Raw genomic sequence first — 17,901 nt, forward strand, 5'->3', positions numbered from 1 at the left:
GCCATCGTAACCGTTTGTGCGCCGAACGATTCCCCCTGTGACGGCAGGAGGAGAACGCCTGCTCGGTTGTCTACTCTTCAGCGCGGGCCCGCCAACGCGGTGTTCAAGGTGTTACGGAAGAAGGGGCGGAAGTCTCCCCGGACTTTGAGCGCGCGAAGGTTCTGCAGCAGCCCCGCCATGGCACGGCCGACCATGAGGGACTCCGCAGGGGGACGGATGCGGATGAGATCCAGCGGATAGCGCAGCTTCAGCTCGGAGAGCTTCTCGATGATGGTGTCCGTGGCGTAATCGTAAGGCTCTTGCAACGGGGTGACGGCGATGCGGGAGATCTCCTCGAGGAGCTTCTGAGCCTTGTCCTTGGAGATCCCAATGTGGAAGCCGCCCTGCTCATGGATGGTGACCCAGTCAAGGGAGGAGCCCTCCATGAGGGCACGCGCACACACGAGCGTGCAGCGCCAGAAGGGCTCCGAGCCCGTCTTCACCGAGCCGAAGTCGAGCACGCCGAGCCGCCCATCCGGGAGCGCCAGGTAGTTGCCCGGGTGCGTGTCCGCGTGAATGGTCCGGTGGAGCATCCACGGCCCGCAGACAGCGCGGAGGAGCTGCTCGCCGCGGCGGAAGCGGACCTCTTCTGGGAGCGAATCCACGTCGTGGGCCAGCTCGTTCAGGGTGGGGCCCTCAAGCCGCTCCAGGGTGAGCACCCGGCCGGTGCTGAGCTCCGGCCAGGCCTTGGGCACCACCAGGTCCGGCCAAGGTGCGAGCAGCCCGCGGTAGTGCTCGAGCTGCGCGAGCTCGCGCCGGTAATCGAGCTCACCGGAGAGCTCCCGGCGGATCTCCTCCGCGTACTCGTGCGCATCGAGCAGCAGCCCACCCATGCCCACGCTCTTGAGCAGGGACTCGAGGTTGCGGAGATCGTCCTCCAGCGCCGCGGCGATGCCCGGGTATTGCACCTTCACCGCCACGCGCTCGCCGGTCCGCAGTCGGGCCTCGTGCACCTGCCCCAGGGAGGCGGCGGCGAAGGGCTCCTCGGAGAACTCGGCGAAGATCTCGGAGGGTGGGGCGCCCAGCTCCTCTTGGATCACGGTGGCGATCTCCGCGAAGGGGAGCCGCGGGGCCTGGGAGAAGAGCTTGCCGATGATGACGCGAGCCTCGGGCGGCAGCTGCGAGGAGAAGAGGGTGAGGGCCTGTCCTGCCTTGAGGGCGGCACCTTTCAGGGAGCCCAGGGTCTCGAGCACCCGCTGGGCCATCACGGCATGCCCATCGGACTCCCGACCGAGCAGGCGCTTGACCCGGTCGGTGGCGAGGCTGGCGCCCACCTGGGTGGCCATGCCGGCGATACGGGTGAGCCGCTTGAGTCTGCCACTCGGAATGGAGGGATCGTCGCTCATAAGCCTTCAATGCACGGGGTGACGTCATTCTGGCATGTCGCCATCTGGAAGGCTTCAGGCCGGTTGCCGTGAGAGCGAGGGCGCACCTGCCGTGGAGACGACATCCCGGCGCCGCTCCGTTCGCCAATGCGCAGATGACTGGACCTCAGTACACCGAATGGCTCGCTTCCTCGGGGCTTCGTGCGCATTGCGGTACGCCCGGGAGGTAGCACGGTGGACACGAACGACACGCAATCGTTGCGCATCAATGAGCGGAGCAAGGACGAAGCACTCGCGAAGGACCGCTCGGACCCCACGGGCCAGCGGATGACGACGGACCAGGGCATCGGCATCGAGCACACCGATGACTCGCTTCGCGTGGGGACTCGAGGGCCCACGCTGCTCGAGGACTTCCACTTCCGCGAGAAGCTGACGCGTTTTGACCACGAGCGGATTCCCGAGCGGGTGGTTCACGCGCGCGGGTCGGCCGCGCACGGCTACTTCCAGGTGTACGAATCACAGGCTGAGTACACGAAGGCCCGCTTCCTCCAGGATCCGTCGGTGAAGACCCCCGTCTTTGTCCGCTTCTCCACCGTGGCGGGCTCGCGTGGGTCGGCGGATACGGTGCGAGACGTGCGCGGCTTTGCCGTCAAGTTCTACACGGAGGAGGGCAACTTCGACCTGGTAGGCAACAACATCCCCGTCTTCTTCATCCAGGACGGCATCAAGTTCCCGGATGTGGTGCACGCGGTGAAGCCCGAGCCGCACCACGAGATGCCCCAGGCCGCTTCCGCGCACGACTCCTTCTGGGACTTCGTCTCGCTCGTCCCCGAGACGGCGCACATGATCATGTGGGTCATGTCCGACCGGGCGCTCCCGCGGAGCTACCGCATGATGGAGGGCTTCGGCGTGCACACCTTCCGGCTGGTGAACGCGAAGGGCGTGTCGCGCTTCGTCAAGTTCCACTGGAAGCCGCTGCTCGGCGTGCACTCGCTCGTCTGGGATGAGTCCCAGAAGCTCGCGGGCAAGGATCCCGACTACCACCGGCGCGATCTCTGGGAGGCCATTGAGGCGGGTGACTACCCCGAGTACGAGCTCGGGGTGCAGATCATCGAGGAAGCGGACGTGGAGAAGCTGGGAATCGAGCTGTTGGATCCCACGAAGATCGTCCCGGAGGAGCTGGTTCCCGTCCGTCGTATCGGAAAGCTCACCCTCAACCGCAACCCGACGAACTTCTTCGCCGAGACGGAGCAGGTTGCGTTCTGCGTCGCGAACGTCGTTCCGGGAATCGACTTCACCGATGACCCGCTGATGCAGGCCCGCCTCTTCTCGTACCTGGACACGCAGCTCTCGCGGCTCGGCGGACCGAACTTCGCGGAGATCCCCATCAACCGTCCGCTGGCCCCGGTGCACAACCACCAGCAGGACGGCATCAAGCGGCACAGGATTGACGCCGGCAGGGCCAACTACCACCCGAACTCGCTCAGCGGGGGCTGCCCGATGCTCTCCGCCGCCAACAAGGGCGGCTTCACCCACTTCCCGGCGAAGGTGACCGGAGAGAAGACGCGCACCCGGAGCGAGTCCTTCTCGGACCACTTCAGCCAGGCCGGGCTGTTCTTCCGGAGCATGTCGAAGCCCGAGAAGGAGCACATCATCGCCGCCCTGCTCTTCGAGCTGGGGAAGGTGGAGCGGAAGGAGATCCGCCAGCGCGTCGTGGAACAGATTCTGGCGAAGATCGACGGGGAGCTCGCGATCCCGGTGGCCGAGGGACTCGGACTGCCGGCGCCCAAGGTGTCCGTGGTGAAGGGCAACATCGAGAAGTCGCCGGCGCTCAGCATCGAGAACACGAAGAAGAACTCCATCAAGACGCGGCGCATCGCGGCGCTCGTGGCGGAGGGGGTCGATGTCTCCGAGGTCGAGGCCGCGCGGGCCGCGCTCGAGAAGGAGGGGGCGAAGCTGCTGGTCATCGCCAAGCACCTCGGCACGGTGAAGGGCGCGGGAGGGAAGGTGGAGGTCGACAGGAGCGCGCTCACGACAGCTTCGCTCGAGTACGATGCCGTCTTCATTCCGGGCGGTGCCGCGAGCGTGGCGGTGCTGAAGAAGGACGGGGACGCGCTGCACTTCGTCCAGGAAGCGTACCGTCACTGCAAGGCCATCGCCGCGACGAAGGAGGGGGCTGAGCTCCTGAGTGCCTGCGGAATCTCCACCTCCGCGCCGGGCATCGTGGTGAACCAGGAGGGGGCGGGGAGCAACGCCTTCGCCGCCACGTTCGTCTCGGCCATCGCGGAGCACCGGCACTGGGACCGCGCCGACAGGCACACCATTCCGGCCTGATGTGACCTGAGCCGGGTGGAGCGGGGTAGGGGGGCCTCCCTGCCCCTGCTCGGGGCCGAGTGCGCTAGAATGCACGGGCCATGAGCGACTCCCCTAAGAGCGATCAGTTCGGACAGAAGCGGGAAGAGACGAAGAAGAACCCGAAGGTGTTCGGTCTGCGGGTGAAGATCGACCCCTACCTCACGCCGCAGCCCAGCGAGAAGAAGCGCAAGGACGAGAAGTTCGATCCCTTCGCCGTGACCTACGAGGCTCCCAAGCCCGAGGACTTCTAAGCCGGGAGCAGCGTCGGACGGGGGGTTGCCTGGCGGCATGCCGGGAGCTCACGGCATGGGTTGGAGGGAGCGGGCGGTTGGGTTAGAAGGCTCGCGCCTGTCCCTCTGTCCGACCTCATGCCCACCGTCTCTGTCATCATCGTCAACTACAACGGCGAGAAGCTGCTCGCCGACTGCCTCGGCTCGCTCGCGCGCCAGACCTACCGCGACTTCGAGGTCATCTTCGTCGACAACGGCTCGGCAGACGCTTCGCTTGCTCGTGCTCGCGAGCTGATGCCCGAGGCGCGCTTCCTCCCACTCCCCGAGAACACGGGCTTTGCCAAGGGGAACAACGTGGGGATCGCCGTGGCTCGGGGGAAGTACCTCGTGCTGCTCAACAATGACACCGAGGCGGATCCCCGGTTTCTCGAGGAGCTCGTCGCCGCGGCCGAGCAGAACCCCCGGGCCGGGATGGTGGCGCCCAAGATTCTCAACTTCTTCGACCGCACCCTCATCGACTCGGTGGGTGGCCTCGTCATGTGCCCGGACGGCATTGCCCAGGGGCGGGGGCGCGGCGAGCGCGATGTGGGGCAGTACGACGGCCTCGGCGAGGTGCTGATGCCCAGCGGCTGCGCGGCCCTCTACCGCAAGGACATGCTCGACGAGGTCGGGCTCTTCGCGGAGGACTTCTTCGCCTACTGTGAGGACTCGGACCTGGGGCTGCGCTGCCTCTGGGCCGGGTGGCTGACGGTGGCCGCTCCGCGCGCGGTGGTCTTCCACAAGTACTCGGCCTCCAGCAGCACCTACTCGCCGTGGAAGCTGCGGCTCGTGGAGCGCAACCACTACCTCCTCGCGCTGCGCAACTTCCCTCCGCACATGTTGGCCATGATGCCGGTGTGGAGCGTGTACCGGTACGGGCTCATGGCCTATGCGCTGCTGTCCGGCAAGGGCAAGGGCCAGGCGACGGGGGGCGGCCAGGGCGGCGCGCTCCTCGAGGCCTTCCTTCGTGGCCACTGGGAGGCCCTGCGCGCTGGGCCTCATCACCTGCGTCACAAGGCGGCCAAGCGCCGGCTGTCCGACGAGCAGTTCACACAGCTCCTGCGCAACCACCGGATGCCCCTGCGGGCCATGATCTTCAACGCCTAGGTCTCCCCCCCATGCCTCCTCCCTCCATCTTTCTCTGGTTCATCCTCACCCTGGCCCTCTCCCTCTCTGGGCAGGTGATGCTCAAGAAAGGGGTGATGCTCGAGCTGGCGGGCAAGACGCCGTCGATGCCCGACTTCCTGCGCTACCACCTCTTCTCGCTGTGCTTCTCGCGCCATGCGCTGGCTGGGGTGCTGCTGTGCGGGCTCGGGGTCATCTGCTGGCTGTACGTGCTCTCCCGCTTTGAGATCGCGCGCGCGCTTCCCATCCTCGGGGGGCTGTCCTACGTCCTGCTCTTCTTCATCGGCCGGTTCGTGCTCCGCGAGCCGATGAGCTGGGTGAACCTCGGCGGCATTCTGCTCATCATCACCGGGCTCTACCTCGTGAGCCTCAAGACCGCGTAGTCATGTGGATCTTCGGCTATGGCTCCCTCATCTTCCGTCCCTCCTTTCCGTACGAGGAGCGCCGTGAGGCATGGCTGAGGGACTGGGGGCGGCGCTTCTGGCAGGGCTCGACGGACCACCGAGGCGTGCCGGAGGCGCCCGGGCGGGTGGTGACGCTGGTGCCCGAGCCCGGCGCGCGCTGTTGGGGCGTGGCGTACCGGATTGCCACCGAGCGTGTGGACGAGGTGCTGGCCCACCTGGATTTCCGTGAGCAGGGTGGGTACGAGCGACACCGGGTGATGCTGGAGACGCGCGAGCCCCCGTCGCTGGAGGCCCTGGTCTACGTGGCGGGCCCGTCCAACCCCCACTACTTGGGACCCTTGACGCTGGAGGAGATCGCCGCGGTGGTGCGCTCCGCCCACGGGCCCAGCGGTTCGAATCGCGACTACGTGCAGCGGCTGGCGGAAGCACTGGCCCAGGCCGGCGAGTACGACGCGCATGTGATGGAGCTGGTGCGGCTGCTGTAGCCGTCGGCGTCGTGCCCGCCCCGGGTTCTACGTGCGCGCGTCGAAGCTCTGCTGGGCGCGGACGACCTCGCCGATGTGCTCTTCGGCCCAGCCGCGAAGCGCATCCACTTTGACAGCGAGCGTCTGCCCAAGCGGAGTGATGGAGTACTCCACGGTGACAGGAACCGTGGGGAACACCTGCCGGGTCACCAGACCGTTTCGTTCCAGCTTCTTGAGCGTCTGTCCAAGCCTCCAGCCTCAGGAGGACAAGCCGCGTGGCCTCCCGGGCCTTTACCTGCAGTGGCCGTCGTGCCTCCAGGAGCGTGGAGCCTCGCTGGGTCACCATCAGGCCCTCGTGCTCGAAATCCACCGAGCCCGACAGCACGAACAGGCGGGTACCTGCCTCGACCGTATGCGGTTCCCGCGGCGCGAGCTCACGGTGCTCGCCGTGTCGGAGCAGGGTGAGCCGGCCCTTGCGCCCGAGGTGCCCGTAGCTGTCGAGCCCACGCGTCAGGTCATCGAAGCGCCGCTCGGCAAACATCTTCCATAGGCCCTCCCTCAGACGACCATCCCCCTCCAGCAGCGGCAGGAGTGCGGAGCGGGGGATGCGTACCAGCGTTGAGGCAGACGCCGTGCGGATGGAGGCGGAGCGGCGCTCTTTCGTGAGCAGGGCGCACTCCCCGAAGACGGCGCCACTGCTGAGCTCATCCACGAGCTTTTCTCCCTGGGCCTCATCGGCCAGCACGTAGACCGCACCGCGCTCCAGCAGGTACAGCTCGTCACAGGTACTCCCCTCGTGGAAGACATTCCGGCCGGCGGGTAAAACGAGGCGCTCCGCGCGTTTGGCCAGGCCACGCAGTGTGGGCTCGTCAATGTGAGCGAAGAACGGCACGCGGCGCAATTGCTGCACTACTTGAGAGGAGCGCAGACGGGCCCCGAGCCGCGTGCGCTGCACCTGAGCCGCCAGCCTCTCCACGGTCTGGCGCAGCCGCCGCGTTAGCATGAAGCGGGTCGTGCTCAGCAGGTTCTTCAAGGTGAGGGGTATCACCGTCACCAGCCCGTGGCCTTCGCCATACCCCGGATTGGCTTCGAGGAAGTAGCGCACCTCGGGCTTGTCACAGTGGGTCCAGTACTCGCGTTCTACCTCCGACTCGCGTGTGCGCCAGCCCACCTTCCGCACCAGCGGCCGGGCCGGGTCTACCTTCTCCAGGCCAAACTCCGCGGCAAGCGCGTCCATGAAGGTCAGAAGCTCCGGTGGGGTTTCCTGCTCACAGCGTGGCCACACCTCGCGGCAGTGCCTGGCGAGCATTGAGTAGCTGGACGGGTGTACCAGCGAGCCCATGTAGAACACGCGCCGGCCCGGGTGCTTCAAGACGTAGCGCACCACCGATGCCAGCAAGAGGCGTGCGTTGACGTTGTCCCCGCGGTAGGCACGCAGCGAGCCAGCCTCCGCGCGAAACACGGCCAGGTCTTCTCCGCCGAGCTGCTTCTCGAAAATGTGCACGGCGCAGTAGCCAACGGGCTCTCCGGCCTCGTTCTTGTGAACGAGGATCCAGGTGTGCTCGGCCTTGGACTCGACGACGTAGCGGGCGAACGACTCCCGCTCCACCCCATCGAAGATCTGCTGGTGGATGGCGTAGAGGGTGTCGGTGAGCTGGCGCCGCGCTTCGATGGACAGGGAATGGGGGAAGACAACCTCGGAGCTCGTGATGCGGGACATGGCGGCCTCGGACAAGGGCGTCTGGCTCGTGGGGTGTTCCGCGCCCTGACACGAAGGACTCTGTTTTATAGGCAACAGAGCGGCTGTGACGGCGCCGACAGCCAGCGTGTGCGCGCCGTCACACGCTTCGGCGCCGACTCACTCACGCCGACAGTTGGACGGGACGTAGGGGAACTCCAGGGTGAACGTGCATGAGGCCAGGCACGACAAGCGAAGGAAGGTTGTGTTTCCAGAGAGTCTCAATGAAGTCAAAGGCATTTCCTGAGGGCACGTGCAAGGGATTGCCTGACAGGATGTCTCCCCACGCTGCACGAGCCTCGTCATCCAGGGCGTTTCACGCAAAGCGGTGGGTGTGCTCGAGAATGGCATCAGCGAGGGGCTGATGGATGGCGCTGGGGAGCGCATGTCCCATGTTAGGGAGTTCGACCAGCCGGGCGCCGGGGATAGACTGTGCGAGGTGCAGGCCGTGGGGCGGGGGGTTGAGCGGATCCTGCCCCCCTTGGATGACGAGCGTGGGCGTGGTGATGCCACGTAGCTCTGCGCCTCGCACCAGGGGAACTGGCGTGGCGAGGGCATGGGCGCTCGGCTGCACGAGGCTCCCCGCGTGGTCGATGACCCGCTCCTCGTAGCGCCGGAACTCGCTTGCGTCGAAGGGGAGCTTGTCGCCGGAGAGCGCCCGCCACTCCGCTACGCGCCTGTCCAACTCGGAGGCCCGGTCCCGAACGGGTTCGGAGCGCCGGGCCAGCACGGCGAGGACACGCGGGTCGGGCGTGGGCAGCCCATCGAGCGTGGGCTGTCCCTTGGAGGCACGCTCCATGTTGCCCACGAAGTCCACGCCTAGGGCGGCGGTGAGCATGACGGTCAGCGTGAGCAGGCGCTCGCGGTGGTCGAGCGCGAGCACCTGGCCAAGCGTGCCTCCCATGGACAGCCCCACGACGTGGGCACGCTGCACACCATGGCCGTCGAGCACGGAGACGGCGTCCCGGGCGAGGTCGGTCACGGAGTAGGGGTAGCGGGTGAAGTCCCGGTATGTTGAGCGACCGGTGTCGCGGTGGTCATAGCGGATGACGCGGTGGCCGCCGGCTACCAGCAGCGAGATGAACTCCTCCGGCCAGGTGACGCCCGAGGCATTGGCTCCCATGATGAGCAGCAGCGCGGGATCGCGAGGGTCCCCGAAGTCCTCGCTCCACAGTTCCACCTCTCCCGAAACAACCTTCCGCTCGGCCATAAAAATCCTTTCTGCTCGTGCTGGCCGAGACCTCTTCCATCAACGCGATGAACCAACTCGCGTACGTGAGCCGCGCGTCCAGCCGCAATGGGTGCACCGTCGCATTTTATCCCATCAGGCATTCCGGAGCTTGCGGAATGATTCCAACTCACCAAGCAAAGCGGTGAGGTCCGCAGGTATCTCCTCCTTCCTCATCTGTGAGATGATGCCCCGCATCGAAACATTGATTTTGAGCTCTTGTCCGAGCACCTCGTTCAAGCGGGACAGGACCTGCTTCCCTGGAACGAGTTCCATCCGCTGATGGAGGTCATTCCACCTGGTCTGGAGCTCGCTGAGGGTTTGTGTCGTCAGGGTCGCTGGATCCAACCCCGAGGACTTCAGGTACTGGGTGCGCTTTGTCACGTACTGCCCCAACACCTCGTGATGCATTGGCTCGGTGATTTCACGCAGGAGTTGCTCGATGGGCCGCATGGGCAGCGGGGGTTCTCCCGAACGGCGCGCCCGCTCATGGAGCGCATGGGAGATGGCTCTCTCCAGCGGACCTGGAATCAGCAGATAGTTTTCGATCTCCTTCCTTTGAAGAATGTGGGCCAGTTTCAGTGACTTCAGGTCGCCCAGAATTCCCGCCACCTCTTCGGCACAGCGGTAGTCCCGGTCGAATACAGCCGCAAGCAACAACGACTGTCCTAGGACCCGCTCAATGCCCCAGGCGAGAGACTGAACTCGCTCCCAGTTGGAGAACCCTCCCACCGGTACGACAGTTAGGTCGAGACCGGCGGACAGCTCTCGCAGCCCGAGTTGCTGCGCAAACCGGGACAGGATTTTGAAGTCCTCACCCTCGACAAAGAGCACCCGCCTGCTCCGGGCGAGTTGGGTGAGGGTGATGTTCTGGGTAGAGCCGAGGACCTCGAGCGCCGATTGCACATCCCCCGTCGTTTTCATCCGCTGCGCTGTTTTGTTGCGCTTGTTGATGACCAGCAGTTCAGAGGGATCCGCGTCGCTGATGATTTCAGTGGAATGGGTTGCGAGGAGGATGTCAGGTCCGGCCTCTCTCAGAATGGAGAGCAGGTGCCGCTGCAGGTCAGGATGGAGGTAGATGTCTGGTTCATCTACGATGAGCACGCTGTCCCGTCGGGAGCGGACGACGTGAGTCAGCAACTGGCACCAGACTTGGAAGCCGAAGCCGGCCCAGTATAGCTCTCGGTCGATCCGCTCCTCGCGGCAGAACATCGTCAACGTGGGGGGGTGAAGTCCGGCCAGGCTGGGACGCTCGAGCTCCATTCCGGGCCACGTCTGCTGAACCAGCTCCGCGAATGTGTCGAAATCATCCGGGTAGCGGTGCCAATAGTTGCGGAAGTAACGAGAGGCGCGGTGAGTCATCAGGCCGGTGCGGACGGACTCCTCTTGGAGAAGTTCCTCTTGGTGCTCGACGGGCCCGAGGACGGGAATATGCCCCACGCTGATGGGGAAAGCGTTCTTGAACGCAGTCGTCGTGTTGATGGGGCGTTCGGAATCAAAGAGCAGGAAACATCCGCTATCTGAAGGAAAGTAGAGGGTCAGCGAATTTCCGTTAGAAAGCTTGAATTGAATCTGTGCATCCACGTCAGCGCAATCCGTGTGGATGTTTTCGGTCGAGATGGGCAGGTTTTCTAAGGAGACGGGATAGCCCCACGTTGACCCTTTGGGCCCCCTGACCGGCTCGGGCCTGCGTGTATGCGCGCGGCGCAAGCCTGCGGCGAGCAGTCTGAATGCGCTGAGAAAGGTCGACTTGCCGGCGTTGTTCGGACCGACCAGCACGTTCATGTGGCTGAGGTGGGCCGAGAAAGTTCGCAGCGCCTTGAAGTTTTGAAAATGGATCGAAGTGATCGTGGCGTCTTGAGCCATGACATCGGTATCTCCCCCGCAGGGGGACGGTGTCAAAGGGTGGGAGATTACCCAGGAGCCGGCGCCCTCAAGGGAGGGGGCCTCCGTCTCCCACCGACCCCTGCCGCTACGCTGCATGGCACATCTTTTCATCCGAGCTGCGGGCGGATGGCATGCCTTTCACACTGGTGGTGGCGCTCATGCCGTCGTTGAAGCAGACGCCGAAGCTGTTGCCCGACACGGTCGAGGGCTACCTGCGCCTTATCAGGCCCTGTACGATTCTGCCGTGTTGCTCGAGCTGTTCTCCACGGACAGAAGGTAGGCGCAGGTTGGCGACGGGTGAAACCATCGGGATGATCGCTCACCGATGGTGGGCTCTACATATTCACTTCTTCCTACATGAAAGGATCAGCACTTCTGGTCGTTCGAAGCTCCCGCACGGGCAAGCATTCGGATCCGCGATTTGATGTTGGATACAGTCTTGGCCGCCGTGGCCTTGATACCCGAGGAATCAAGCGGATTAGCTTGGGCCTTGTAATTGATGTCGTTGCCTCCTCCCTACAGCATGTAGAGCGCGGTGGACGAGGCCCTCGGATGGGCGGACAGGTAGAGGTTGACCTGTGTGGTCATCTCGCTGGTGACCGCGTCCCCCGGGTGTAGTTCGTCCCGCCATCATTGGATGCCGTCAACGGAAGCCCGAGCTGGTCTGCCAGCTACTTCACCCATGCGCCGATGAGCTGGCTGCTCGGGCACGTGTGTGGACCACACGTGGCGACACCGTTGTTGCCGTAGTCACTCAGGCTGTCCCCGAACACGATGAGTTAGGTCTGGGCTCCTGCGTGGAACGGAAGAAGCGACATCAAGACGACGGCGATGAGGCAGAACTTGTGGTTCAAAGGGGACTCCCGAGCAAGGATGGATGGGCCTCTGGTTGTCGAGGCTTGAAGCCTGGAGTTTCTTGGTAATTCGGTAAAATCACACTCAGCCAGCACGTCCTATTGCCAGCACAGGTGCCTTGCGCACCCGGGGAAAGATGGGTAGGAGTTCGCGCGACCCTTCCCCTGTCGGAGCACGCTACCTTGCTGGACCCCCGAGACCGCCGAGATCTGGCATGCCTGGGCCTGATGGTCCTGGTGTACGGGCTCGCGGTCGCACCGGTGATCCATGCGGTGGTGGCCCATGGTGGCGGAATGGGCACGGCGCACGAGCGTGCCCACGCGTATGCGCACGCTCATGGCCACGCGCATGCACACGCCGGTGAGCAGGGCCACGAGCAGGAACCCTCCGTAAGGGACCCGGGGCATCAGCACCCCGTGGGCTCGGTGGAGCACCTGCTCGCAGTGGCGGTGACGAAAGCGAGCGTGCTGGCGCCAGTCGTGCGATGGCACCCGCTGCGGCAGGAAGTCTTCCGGGGCCCGTTGCGGCTGCCGGGCGTACCGCTGCGACTCACTGCAATGCCACAAGGCCCGTAGGGCCTCCTTACCTCGAAGCAGGTGAGTGCGCGCCCGTGAACGCGGGAGCGCGAGGCATTTGTCCGTGCGGGCTTCAAGCCGTGGGGTGACGTGCGCCGTGTATTCACGGGCGGGCGTGGCTCCAGGTTCGTGTATGGCTGCGTCATGATCTCTCTCCCATTGTTGCTCTGTGCCCCCCTGCTCCTGTCCGCGGGAGGCGGGGTGGAAGACGTGCGTCCGCCGGAGGCCGAGCAGCCCCCTGCTGCCGAGCAGCTACCTGCTGCCGAGTCGCCACCTGCTGCCGAGCCGCCACCCGCGGCGGAAGAACGCCAGGCGCCGAACACCACGGTGCGCGCCACACGGCCAGCGCGGAGCGCGTCAGAAGTGACGCTGGGCCGCGAGGTGCTGGACGCCGCGCCGAAGTCAGGGGCGGTGGATCTGCTCCGGTTGGTGCCGGGGCTGGTGGCCTCGCGCCATGGCGGTGAGGGCAAGGCGCAGCAGCTCTTCCTGCGTGGGTTCGACGCGCTGCACGGCCAGGATGTGGAGCTGAACGTGGGCGGGCTGCCGGTGAACGAGGTGAGCCACATCCACGCGCTGGGCTACGCGGATCTGAACTTCATCATCCCCGAGGTGGTGCGGGAGCTGCGGGTGACGGAGGGCTCCTACCGGGCCTCCCAGGGCGACTTCGCGGTGGCGGGGACGGTGCGGTTGGAGCTCGGCCTCGACGAGCCCGGGGTGCTGCTGGCGGGAACGCTGGGGCAGTACGGGCAGCGGCGGTTGGTGGCGGCGGTGCGGCCCGGAGAGGACGCGGAGACCTTCGCCGCGGTGGAGCTGGGCGAGGGCAAGGGCTTCGGTCCGCGGCGGACCTTTGGCCGGGCCTCGTTGCTGGCCCAGGCGGCGTCAACAGTAGGAACGGGCGTGGGCGCCCTGCGTGTGAGAGCGCTCGCGGGTAGCTACACGACGCGCTTCGACACCCCCGGAGTGGTGCGTGAGGCCGACCTGCTCTCGGGCAAGAGCTCCTTCTTCGACGCGCCCTTCGGAGGGCAGGGGGGCTCGGCATCGCGGCACCAGTTGCTGCTCGGCGTGGAGCTGCCGAGAAACGGCACGGGACGCACGGTGCTGGAGGTGTTCGGCCTGCTGACGGACCTGCGCCTGCGCAACAACTTCACCGGCTACCGGGTGGATGCGCGAGGAGACGGGCTGGAGCAGACGCATGACGCGCGGACGCTCGGGGCTCGCACGGAGCATCGACGGCTCGTTCAAGCCTTCGGGAAGGACGTCGCGCTGGAGCTGGGGCTCGGAGCACGGCGGGATGGCGCCACCCAGACGCAGCGGCGTTACCGCGAGTTGGACGGCACCTTCTTCGAGGAAGAGGTGGACGCGGACTTCGTACAGACGGATGTCTGGGGTTACGCGGAGGCGCAGCTGGCCCTGGGCCGGTGGCGATTGCTCCTCGGAGGCCGGGCCGACGCGCTAGGCGTGGAGGTATTCGACTCGCTCGCCTTCAGGGATCCCCGCTACTCCGACGGGCAGGGCTACTCCCGGAGCGCGTTCGGCGTGCACCTGGGCGCGAAGGCCGGGCTCGAGTTCTCCCTCACGGAGCGCTGGCGGTTGTTCGCGAGCTACGGAGATGGGTTCCGCTCCCCGCAGGCGCGGAGCCTGGCGGAGGGCGAGCGCGCGCCCTTCGTCTCGGTCCGGAGCGCGGAGCTGGGGGCTCGGAGAGACGGGGAGCGAGTGGCGGCGCAGCTGAGCCTGTTCGGCTCGCATGTGGAGGATGACTTCTTCTTCGACCATACGGTGGGCACGACGGCCTTCACGGGCGAGACGGTGCGTGCGGGGCTCTCCGCGGCGCTCCAGGCCCGGCCGCTCCCCGGCGTGACAGCGGCGCTGAGCGCGACGGTGGCGCACGCGCGAGTGCTGGAGACCAATACCCTGCTGCCTTACTTCGCACCGTTGGTCGCCCGAGGAGACGTGGGCTGGAATCGGACGGTGTCGCTCGTGGGCCTGCCGGTGGAGCTCACCGCGGGGCTCGGACTGACGCTCATCGGACCGAGGCCCCTGCCTTTTGACGAGTACAGCCGCACGGTGTTCCTCGCGGATGCCCTGTTGGGAGCACGGCTCCGCAACGTGGGCCTGCGGCTGGAGGTGGAGAACGCCCTGGACGCGCGGTGGCGCGACGGGGAGTTCGTGTACGGCTCGCGGTTCGATCCGGAAGCCCCCGCGGGCCTTCTTCCCACCCGGCATTTCACCGCGGGGCCGCCTCGGACGGCCTCGCTTACCCTGGAGGTCCATCTGTGAAGAGCATTCTCGCCTTGCCCTCGGTGCTCGTACTCGCGCTGCTGGTCGGTTGTGGGACCGGCGCGCAGCGGCGCACCTTTCCGGTGGAGATGACAGCACAGCCCATGACGGGCCCGAACGATCGGGGCTGGACGGTGACGCTGGCGTCCGCGCACGTGTCGGTGGGGCCCGTGCGGTTCTACGAGGGGCATGTGCTGCTCTCCTCCAGGTGGCCGCGCTTCGAGCCCTACGCCCTCATTGGCGGAACGGCGTGGGCTCACCCGGGACACTACGTGCCGGGGGATGCCCTGGGCGAGCTGCTGAATACCGGGATGGTGGACCTGCTGGCGGCGCAGCCCACGGTGCTGGGCGAGGCGAGCGCGGTGACGGGTGACTACGGCTCGATGGAGCTGACGCTGCCCTCGGCCACGGCGTCGAGCGATGCCCAGGGATTGCTGCAAGGTCGCGCGGTGCGGATTCGAGGCGTGGCGAAGCACACGGACGGCAGGGAGGTGCACTTCGACGCGGCCATGGAACTGCAGAAGCCCATCCAGGGCATCCGCTTCGAGCGAGCGCTGGAGATGGAGACGGGCCGGGTGCGCATCACGGTGGACCTGAAGAAGTGGTTGGGACGCATCGACTTCGCCACGGCGTCCCCAGTGGACGCGGGTGGTGTTTCCACATTCCCCACCGAGAGTCAGGCGATGAATGCCCTGGTTCGCGGTGTGGAGGACACGAGCGCCTACGTCGTGACGTGGGTGGATGGAGCAACGCCATGAAGAAGCTGATGATGGGATTGGGACTGCTGGGGCTGGCGGCGTGCAGCACCGGCTCGGGAGATGTGACGTTCACCACCTACGGTGAGGACTTCATCGAGAAGGAAATCCCCGCGGAGGACTTCGCGGACGGCTGGACGGTGAAGTACTCGAAGTTCCTGGTGACGATTGGCGAATTGAAGGTGGCCGATCACCAGGGAGAGCTGGCGGCGGAGTCGGCGGGTGCGAAGGTATTCGATGTGCACAAGCCGGGGCCCGTGACGGTGGCGAGCTTCACCTCGTTGCCCGCGTCCACCTGGGACGAGGTGAGCTACGCCATCGTTCCCGCGGTGAGCGCGGAGGCCGGCAACGCGAGCGCGGAGGATGTGAACCTGCTGAAGGCTCATGGCTGGTCCGTGTACGTGGAGGGGACGGCCACGAAGGCGTCAGTGACGAAGCGGTTCGCGTGGGGCTTTCCGCTGAACACCCTGTACGAGCACTGTGCGCATCCGGACCTCGGCGATGGGGTGACAGTGCCGAACGGAGGTGCGGAGACGGTGCAGCTCACCATTCACGGAGATCACCTCTTCTTCGACGACCTCCAGTCTTCGGACGCGAAGATGCGGTTTGACGCGTTCGCCGCGGCCGACAGGCTGGGCGTCCAGGGCGCGGACGGGGAGGTGACGTTGGAGGAGTTGGCGCAGGTGGACCTGACGGAGCTGCCCAGTGGCCAGTACGGAACGGGTGGGGCCGCGAACGTGAACAACCTGCGGGACTTCGTGACCGCGCTGGCTCGAACGGTCGGGCACTTCCGGGGTGAGGGCGAGTGCTCGCCCCGGATCCGCTGATTTCTCCCACTGAAATCCAAGAGGGCCTTGGGTCACCCCAGGGCCCTCCTGTTGCTTCCTGGCTAGTGGTCGCCCCAGCGGAGCACCTGCACCATCTGGACCTTGCCGCTGAGGAAGAAGCGCGGGCTCGCTCCTGCCTGGGGATCTGCACCGAGCGTCACCGGCACATCCGAGTTGCGTACCCCCTCGGTGAAGGACCCTGATTGGGTGGTACCCGATGAGGAGTTGTCTACCCAGAGCCTCACCTGGCCGTTCCCGTCGTAGGCGCCGGTGATGAGGTAGCTGTTCGTGCCGTTGAGCGCGGACAGCGACCGGGTTGCATACTGGTAGCCCCCCGCCACGTGGACACCGAAGCGCAGTGTCCGTGCACCGGTGCTGGAGCGGAAAAGCTCGAGCGCGAAGGCACCGCTCTCCGACTTGCTCACCAGGGCCATGGTGCAACTGCTGGCACCTCCGGGGCAGCTCGTCAGCAGATCGTCAAAGTTGACGTAGGCGCTCACGAAGTAGCCCTGTCCAGCGGCGGTGTCCGCGTCGTAGAAGGGCATCGACAGGGCGGAGGCCGCGCTGAAGACAAGCGAGGTGCCGTAGAGATTCTCTCCGGTGCCATCCGCCAGGGTGCTCGGGGCTCCGGCGACGTTGACCGGTGCCGTGTACGTGGTGGCGTTCGTCTGGTGGTAGCGAATGCTTGTCCCCGAGGCCGGCTGTTTCCACACGCTCAGGTAGAGGAGTTGGTTGTCCTCCGAGACGACAGCTCGTGCCTTGGCGACGTCGTAGTCCACCACGAAGGCGTCCACTTCCTCGCGCAGGTTGGACAGATAGACTTCGCCGAAGTTGACCGGGATGGTCCACAGGGTGACGCCCAGCCCCAGGGATTTCGCGTAGGCGATCTTCGAGAGGATGTTGGCGTCGGCGTAGGGGAACTCGACACCGTGCCAGCCACGGCTGAAGGCATCCTGGATGAGCCCGTGCGTCGCCTGGTTCGCCGAGAACAGGACGTGGAGCCGGAGGTAGGGGCTGATGGCCGGGTATTGTCCGAGGAGCTTTTGCGTCTCGAGGAGGTTGGCGCGGGTGGCGTGGAAGGAGCGGATGAAGACCGGGCGCCCAGCGCGTGCATACCAGGTCCGGCGGGCATCCAGGATGTCGAGGATCTTGCGCGCGATGCTCGCGTGCGAGCTTGTCTCCTTGATTTCGAGATAGAGCACCGCGTCGTCGGCCTGCAACGCAGGGGAGTCCAGCACGTTCGCGAGCAGCGCACCGGTGGAGCCACCGTCATCATCGTGGTCCACGTACACCTGGCCGTTCTGCTCCTTGAGGTCGAACTCGATCATGTCGACGTCGGCGGCGATGGCGGCCTGAACGCGCGAGAGCGTGGACTCGAGGCTCCTCGCGGAACCCAGGATGCTGTCCACGTAGGTGTTGTGACTACAGATGCCGACGGCGTGCCCCCGCGGGGTCAGGGGGAAGGGCTTGCTGACGTCAGCCCAGTAGCCGTCGTTCACCAGCGCTGTCGCTTGTGTCTCTGGGGCGTACTCGCCCGCGCCTTCGGCGGAGACCAGCTCTGCTCCGCAGCCTACGACCGCGATGAGACTTCCCAGCCACCAACAACGAAGAATGTGTGTCTTCATCAGCTCCTCGGGGGCGAATACGGGGTAATCGCTAGATGCACTGCATGCACAGGTGGGGGGGCGAGAAGATACCGACGGACTGGAGAGGCGATGCGGCAAGTCCGTGAATTCGCCTGCTGCTGGACCGCCCCTCACAGCAGCTCAGCACAGTTG

At 65.9% G+C, this 17,901-nt stretch carries 15 protein-coding genes and 1 pseudogene; 10 read left to right on the forward strand and 6 right to left on the reverse strand.

The genetic code is table 11. The features are described from left to right. Positions 1 to 77: 77 nt before the first annotated feature. Complete coding sequence (locus tag F0U60_RS18715; RefSeq protein WP_395821801.1) at positions 78 to 1,385, reverse strand: ABC1 kinase family protein; 1,308 nt, start codon at positions 1,383 to 1,385, stop codon at positions 78 to 80. A gap of 213 nt (positions 1,386 to 1,598) precedes the next feature. On the opposite strand from F0U60_RS18715, the gene F0U60_RS18720 reads away from it, so the two are divergent. The 5 genes from F0U60_RS18720 (at position 1,599) to F0U60_RS18740 (ending at position 6,002) form a co-directional block, all read left to right on the forward strand. Then, positions 1,599 to 3,698, forward strand: a complete 2,100-nt coding sequence (locus F0U60_RS18720) for a catalase (protein ID WP_395821804.1) — start codon at positions 1,599 to 1,601, stop codon at positions 3,696 to 3,698. 80 nt (positions 3,699 to 3,778) lie between these two features. Further along, positions 3,779 to 3,970 (forward strand): hypothetical protein, encoded by a 192-nt coding sequence (locus tag F0U60_RS18725; protein ID WP_395821807.1) that lies wholly within the window; start codon positions 3,779 to 3,781, stop codon positions 3,968 to 3,970. A 117-nt stretch (positions 3,971 to 4,087) separates the two neighbouring features. Next, positions 4,088 to 5,095, forward strand: a complete 1,008-nt coding sequence (locus tag F0U60_RS18730) for a glycosyltransferase family 2 protein (RefSeq protein ID WP_395821809.1) — start codon at positions 4,088 to 4,090, stop codon at positions 5,093 to 5,095. A gap of 11 nt (positions 5,096 to 5,106) precedes the next feature. After that, entirely contained in the window at positions 5,107 to 5,496 is a 390-nt protein-coding gene (locus F0U60_RS18735; protein ID WP_395821812.1) for an EamA family transporter, read from the forward strand. Between the two features lie 2 nt (positions 5,497 to 5,498). Further along, the gene (locus tag F0U60_RS18740) at positions 5,499 to 6,002 is read left to right on the forward strand and encodes a gamma-glutamylcyclotransferase (protein WP_395821814.1); all 504 of its coding nucleotides are present in this window, start codon (positions 5,499 to 5,501) and stop codon (positions 6,000 to 6,002) included. A gap of 27 nt (positions 6,003 to 6,029) precedes the next feature. Here the strand turns inward: F0U60_RS18740 and F0U60_RS18745 are convergent, their stop codons facing one another. Next, positions 6,030 to 6,191 (reverse strand): winged helix-turn-helix transcriptional regulator, encoded by a 162-nt coding sequence (locus F0U60_RS18745; protein ID WP_395821818.1) that lies wholly within the window; start codon positions 6,189 to 6,191, stop codon positions 6,030 to 6,032. A gap of 202 nt (positions 6,192 to 6,393) precedes the next feature. Here F0U60_RS18745 and F0U60_RS18750 point away from each other — a divergent pair, with 202 nt between their 5' ends. Then, a complete protein-coding gene (locus tag F0U60_RS18750; RefSeq protein WP_395821821.1) occupies positions 6,394 to 6,531 on the forward strand; it encodes a hypothetical protein in 138 nt (45 codons plus the stop codon). 36 nt (positions 6,532 to 6,567) lie between these two features. Here F0U60_RS18750 and F0U60_RS18755 read toward each other — a convergent pair. The 3 genes and pseudogenes from F0U60_RS18755 to F0U60_RS18765 all read right to left on the reverse strand — a co-directional run. Further along, a pseudogene (locus F0U60_RS18755) lies at positions 6,568 to 7,701 on the reverse strand (cyclic nucleotide-binding domain-containing protein); the annotation flags it as partial. A gap of 334 nt (positions 7,702 to 8,035) precedes the next feature. Continuing rightward, positions 8,036 to 8,929: an alpha/beta fold hydrolase gene (locus F0U60_RS18760; RefSeq protein ID WP_395821823.1), complete on the reverse strand. Its 894-nt coding sequence runs from the start codon at positions 8,927 to 8,929 to the stop codon at positions 8,036 to 8,038. A 114-nt stretch (positions 8,930 to 9,043) separates the two neighbouring features. After that, entirely contained in the window at positions 9,044 to 10,813 is a 1,770-nt protein-coding gene (locus F0U60_RS18765) for an ATP-dependent nuclease (protein WP_395821826.1), read from the reverse strand. Positions 10,814 to 11,871: 1,058 nt separating this feature from the next. Between F0U60_RS18765 and F0U60_RS18770 the strand changes: the two genes are divergently transcribed. From F0U60_RS18770 to F0U60_RS18785, 4 genes are all read left to right on the forward strand, one after another. Further along, positions 11,872 to 12,264, forward strand: coding sequence for a hypothetical protein (locus F0U60_RS18770; RefSeq protein ID WP_395821829.1), 393 nt, complete (start codon positions 11,872 to 11,874; stop codon positions 12,262 to 12,264). A 144-nt stretch (positions 12,265 to 12,408) separates the two neighbouring features. Next, a complete protein-coding gene (locus F0U60_RS18775) occupies positions 12,409 to 14,541 on the forward strand; it encodes a TonB-dependent receptor (RefSeq protein ID WP_395821831.1) in 2,133 nt (710 codons plus the stop codon). 89 nt (positions 14,542 to 14,630) lie between these two features. Continuing rightward, on the forward strand, positions 14,631 to 15,299 hold the full coding sequence (locus tag F0U60_RS18780) for a hypothetical protein (protein WP_395825302.1): 669 nt from the start codon (positions 14,631 to 14,633) through the stop codon (positions 15,297 to 15,299). After that, on the forward strand, positions 15,296 to 16,123 hold the full coding sequence (locus F0U60_RS18785; RefSeq protein ID WP_395821834.1) for a hypothetical protein: 828 nt from the start codon (positions 15,296 to 15,298) through the stop codon (positions 16,121 to 16,123). The genes F0U60_RS18780 and F0U60_RS18785 overlap by 4 nt, the downstream gene beginning before the upstream one ends. A gap of 62 nt (positions 16,124 to 16,185) precedes the next feature. Here F0U60_RS18785 and F0U60_RS18790 read toward each other — a convergent pair whose 3' ends face one another. After that, on the reverse strand, positions 16,186 to 17,748 hold the full coding sequence (locus F0U60_RS18790; RefSeq protein WP_395821837.1) for a glycerophosphodiester phosphodiesterase: 1,563 nt from the start codon (positions 17,746 to 17,748) through the stop codon (positions 16,186 to 16,188). Between the last annotated feature and the right edge of the window lie 153 nt (positions 17,749 to 17,901).

The sequence above is a fragment of the Archangium minus genome, from assembly GCF_044360475.1.
Lineage (GTDB): Bacteria > Myxococcota > Myxococcia > Myxococcales > Myxococcaceae > Archangium > Archangium minus.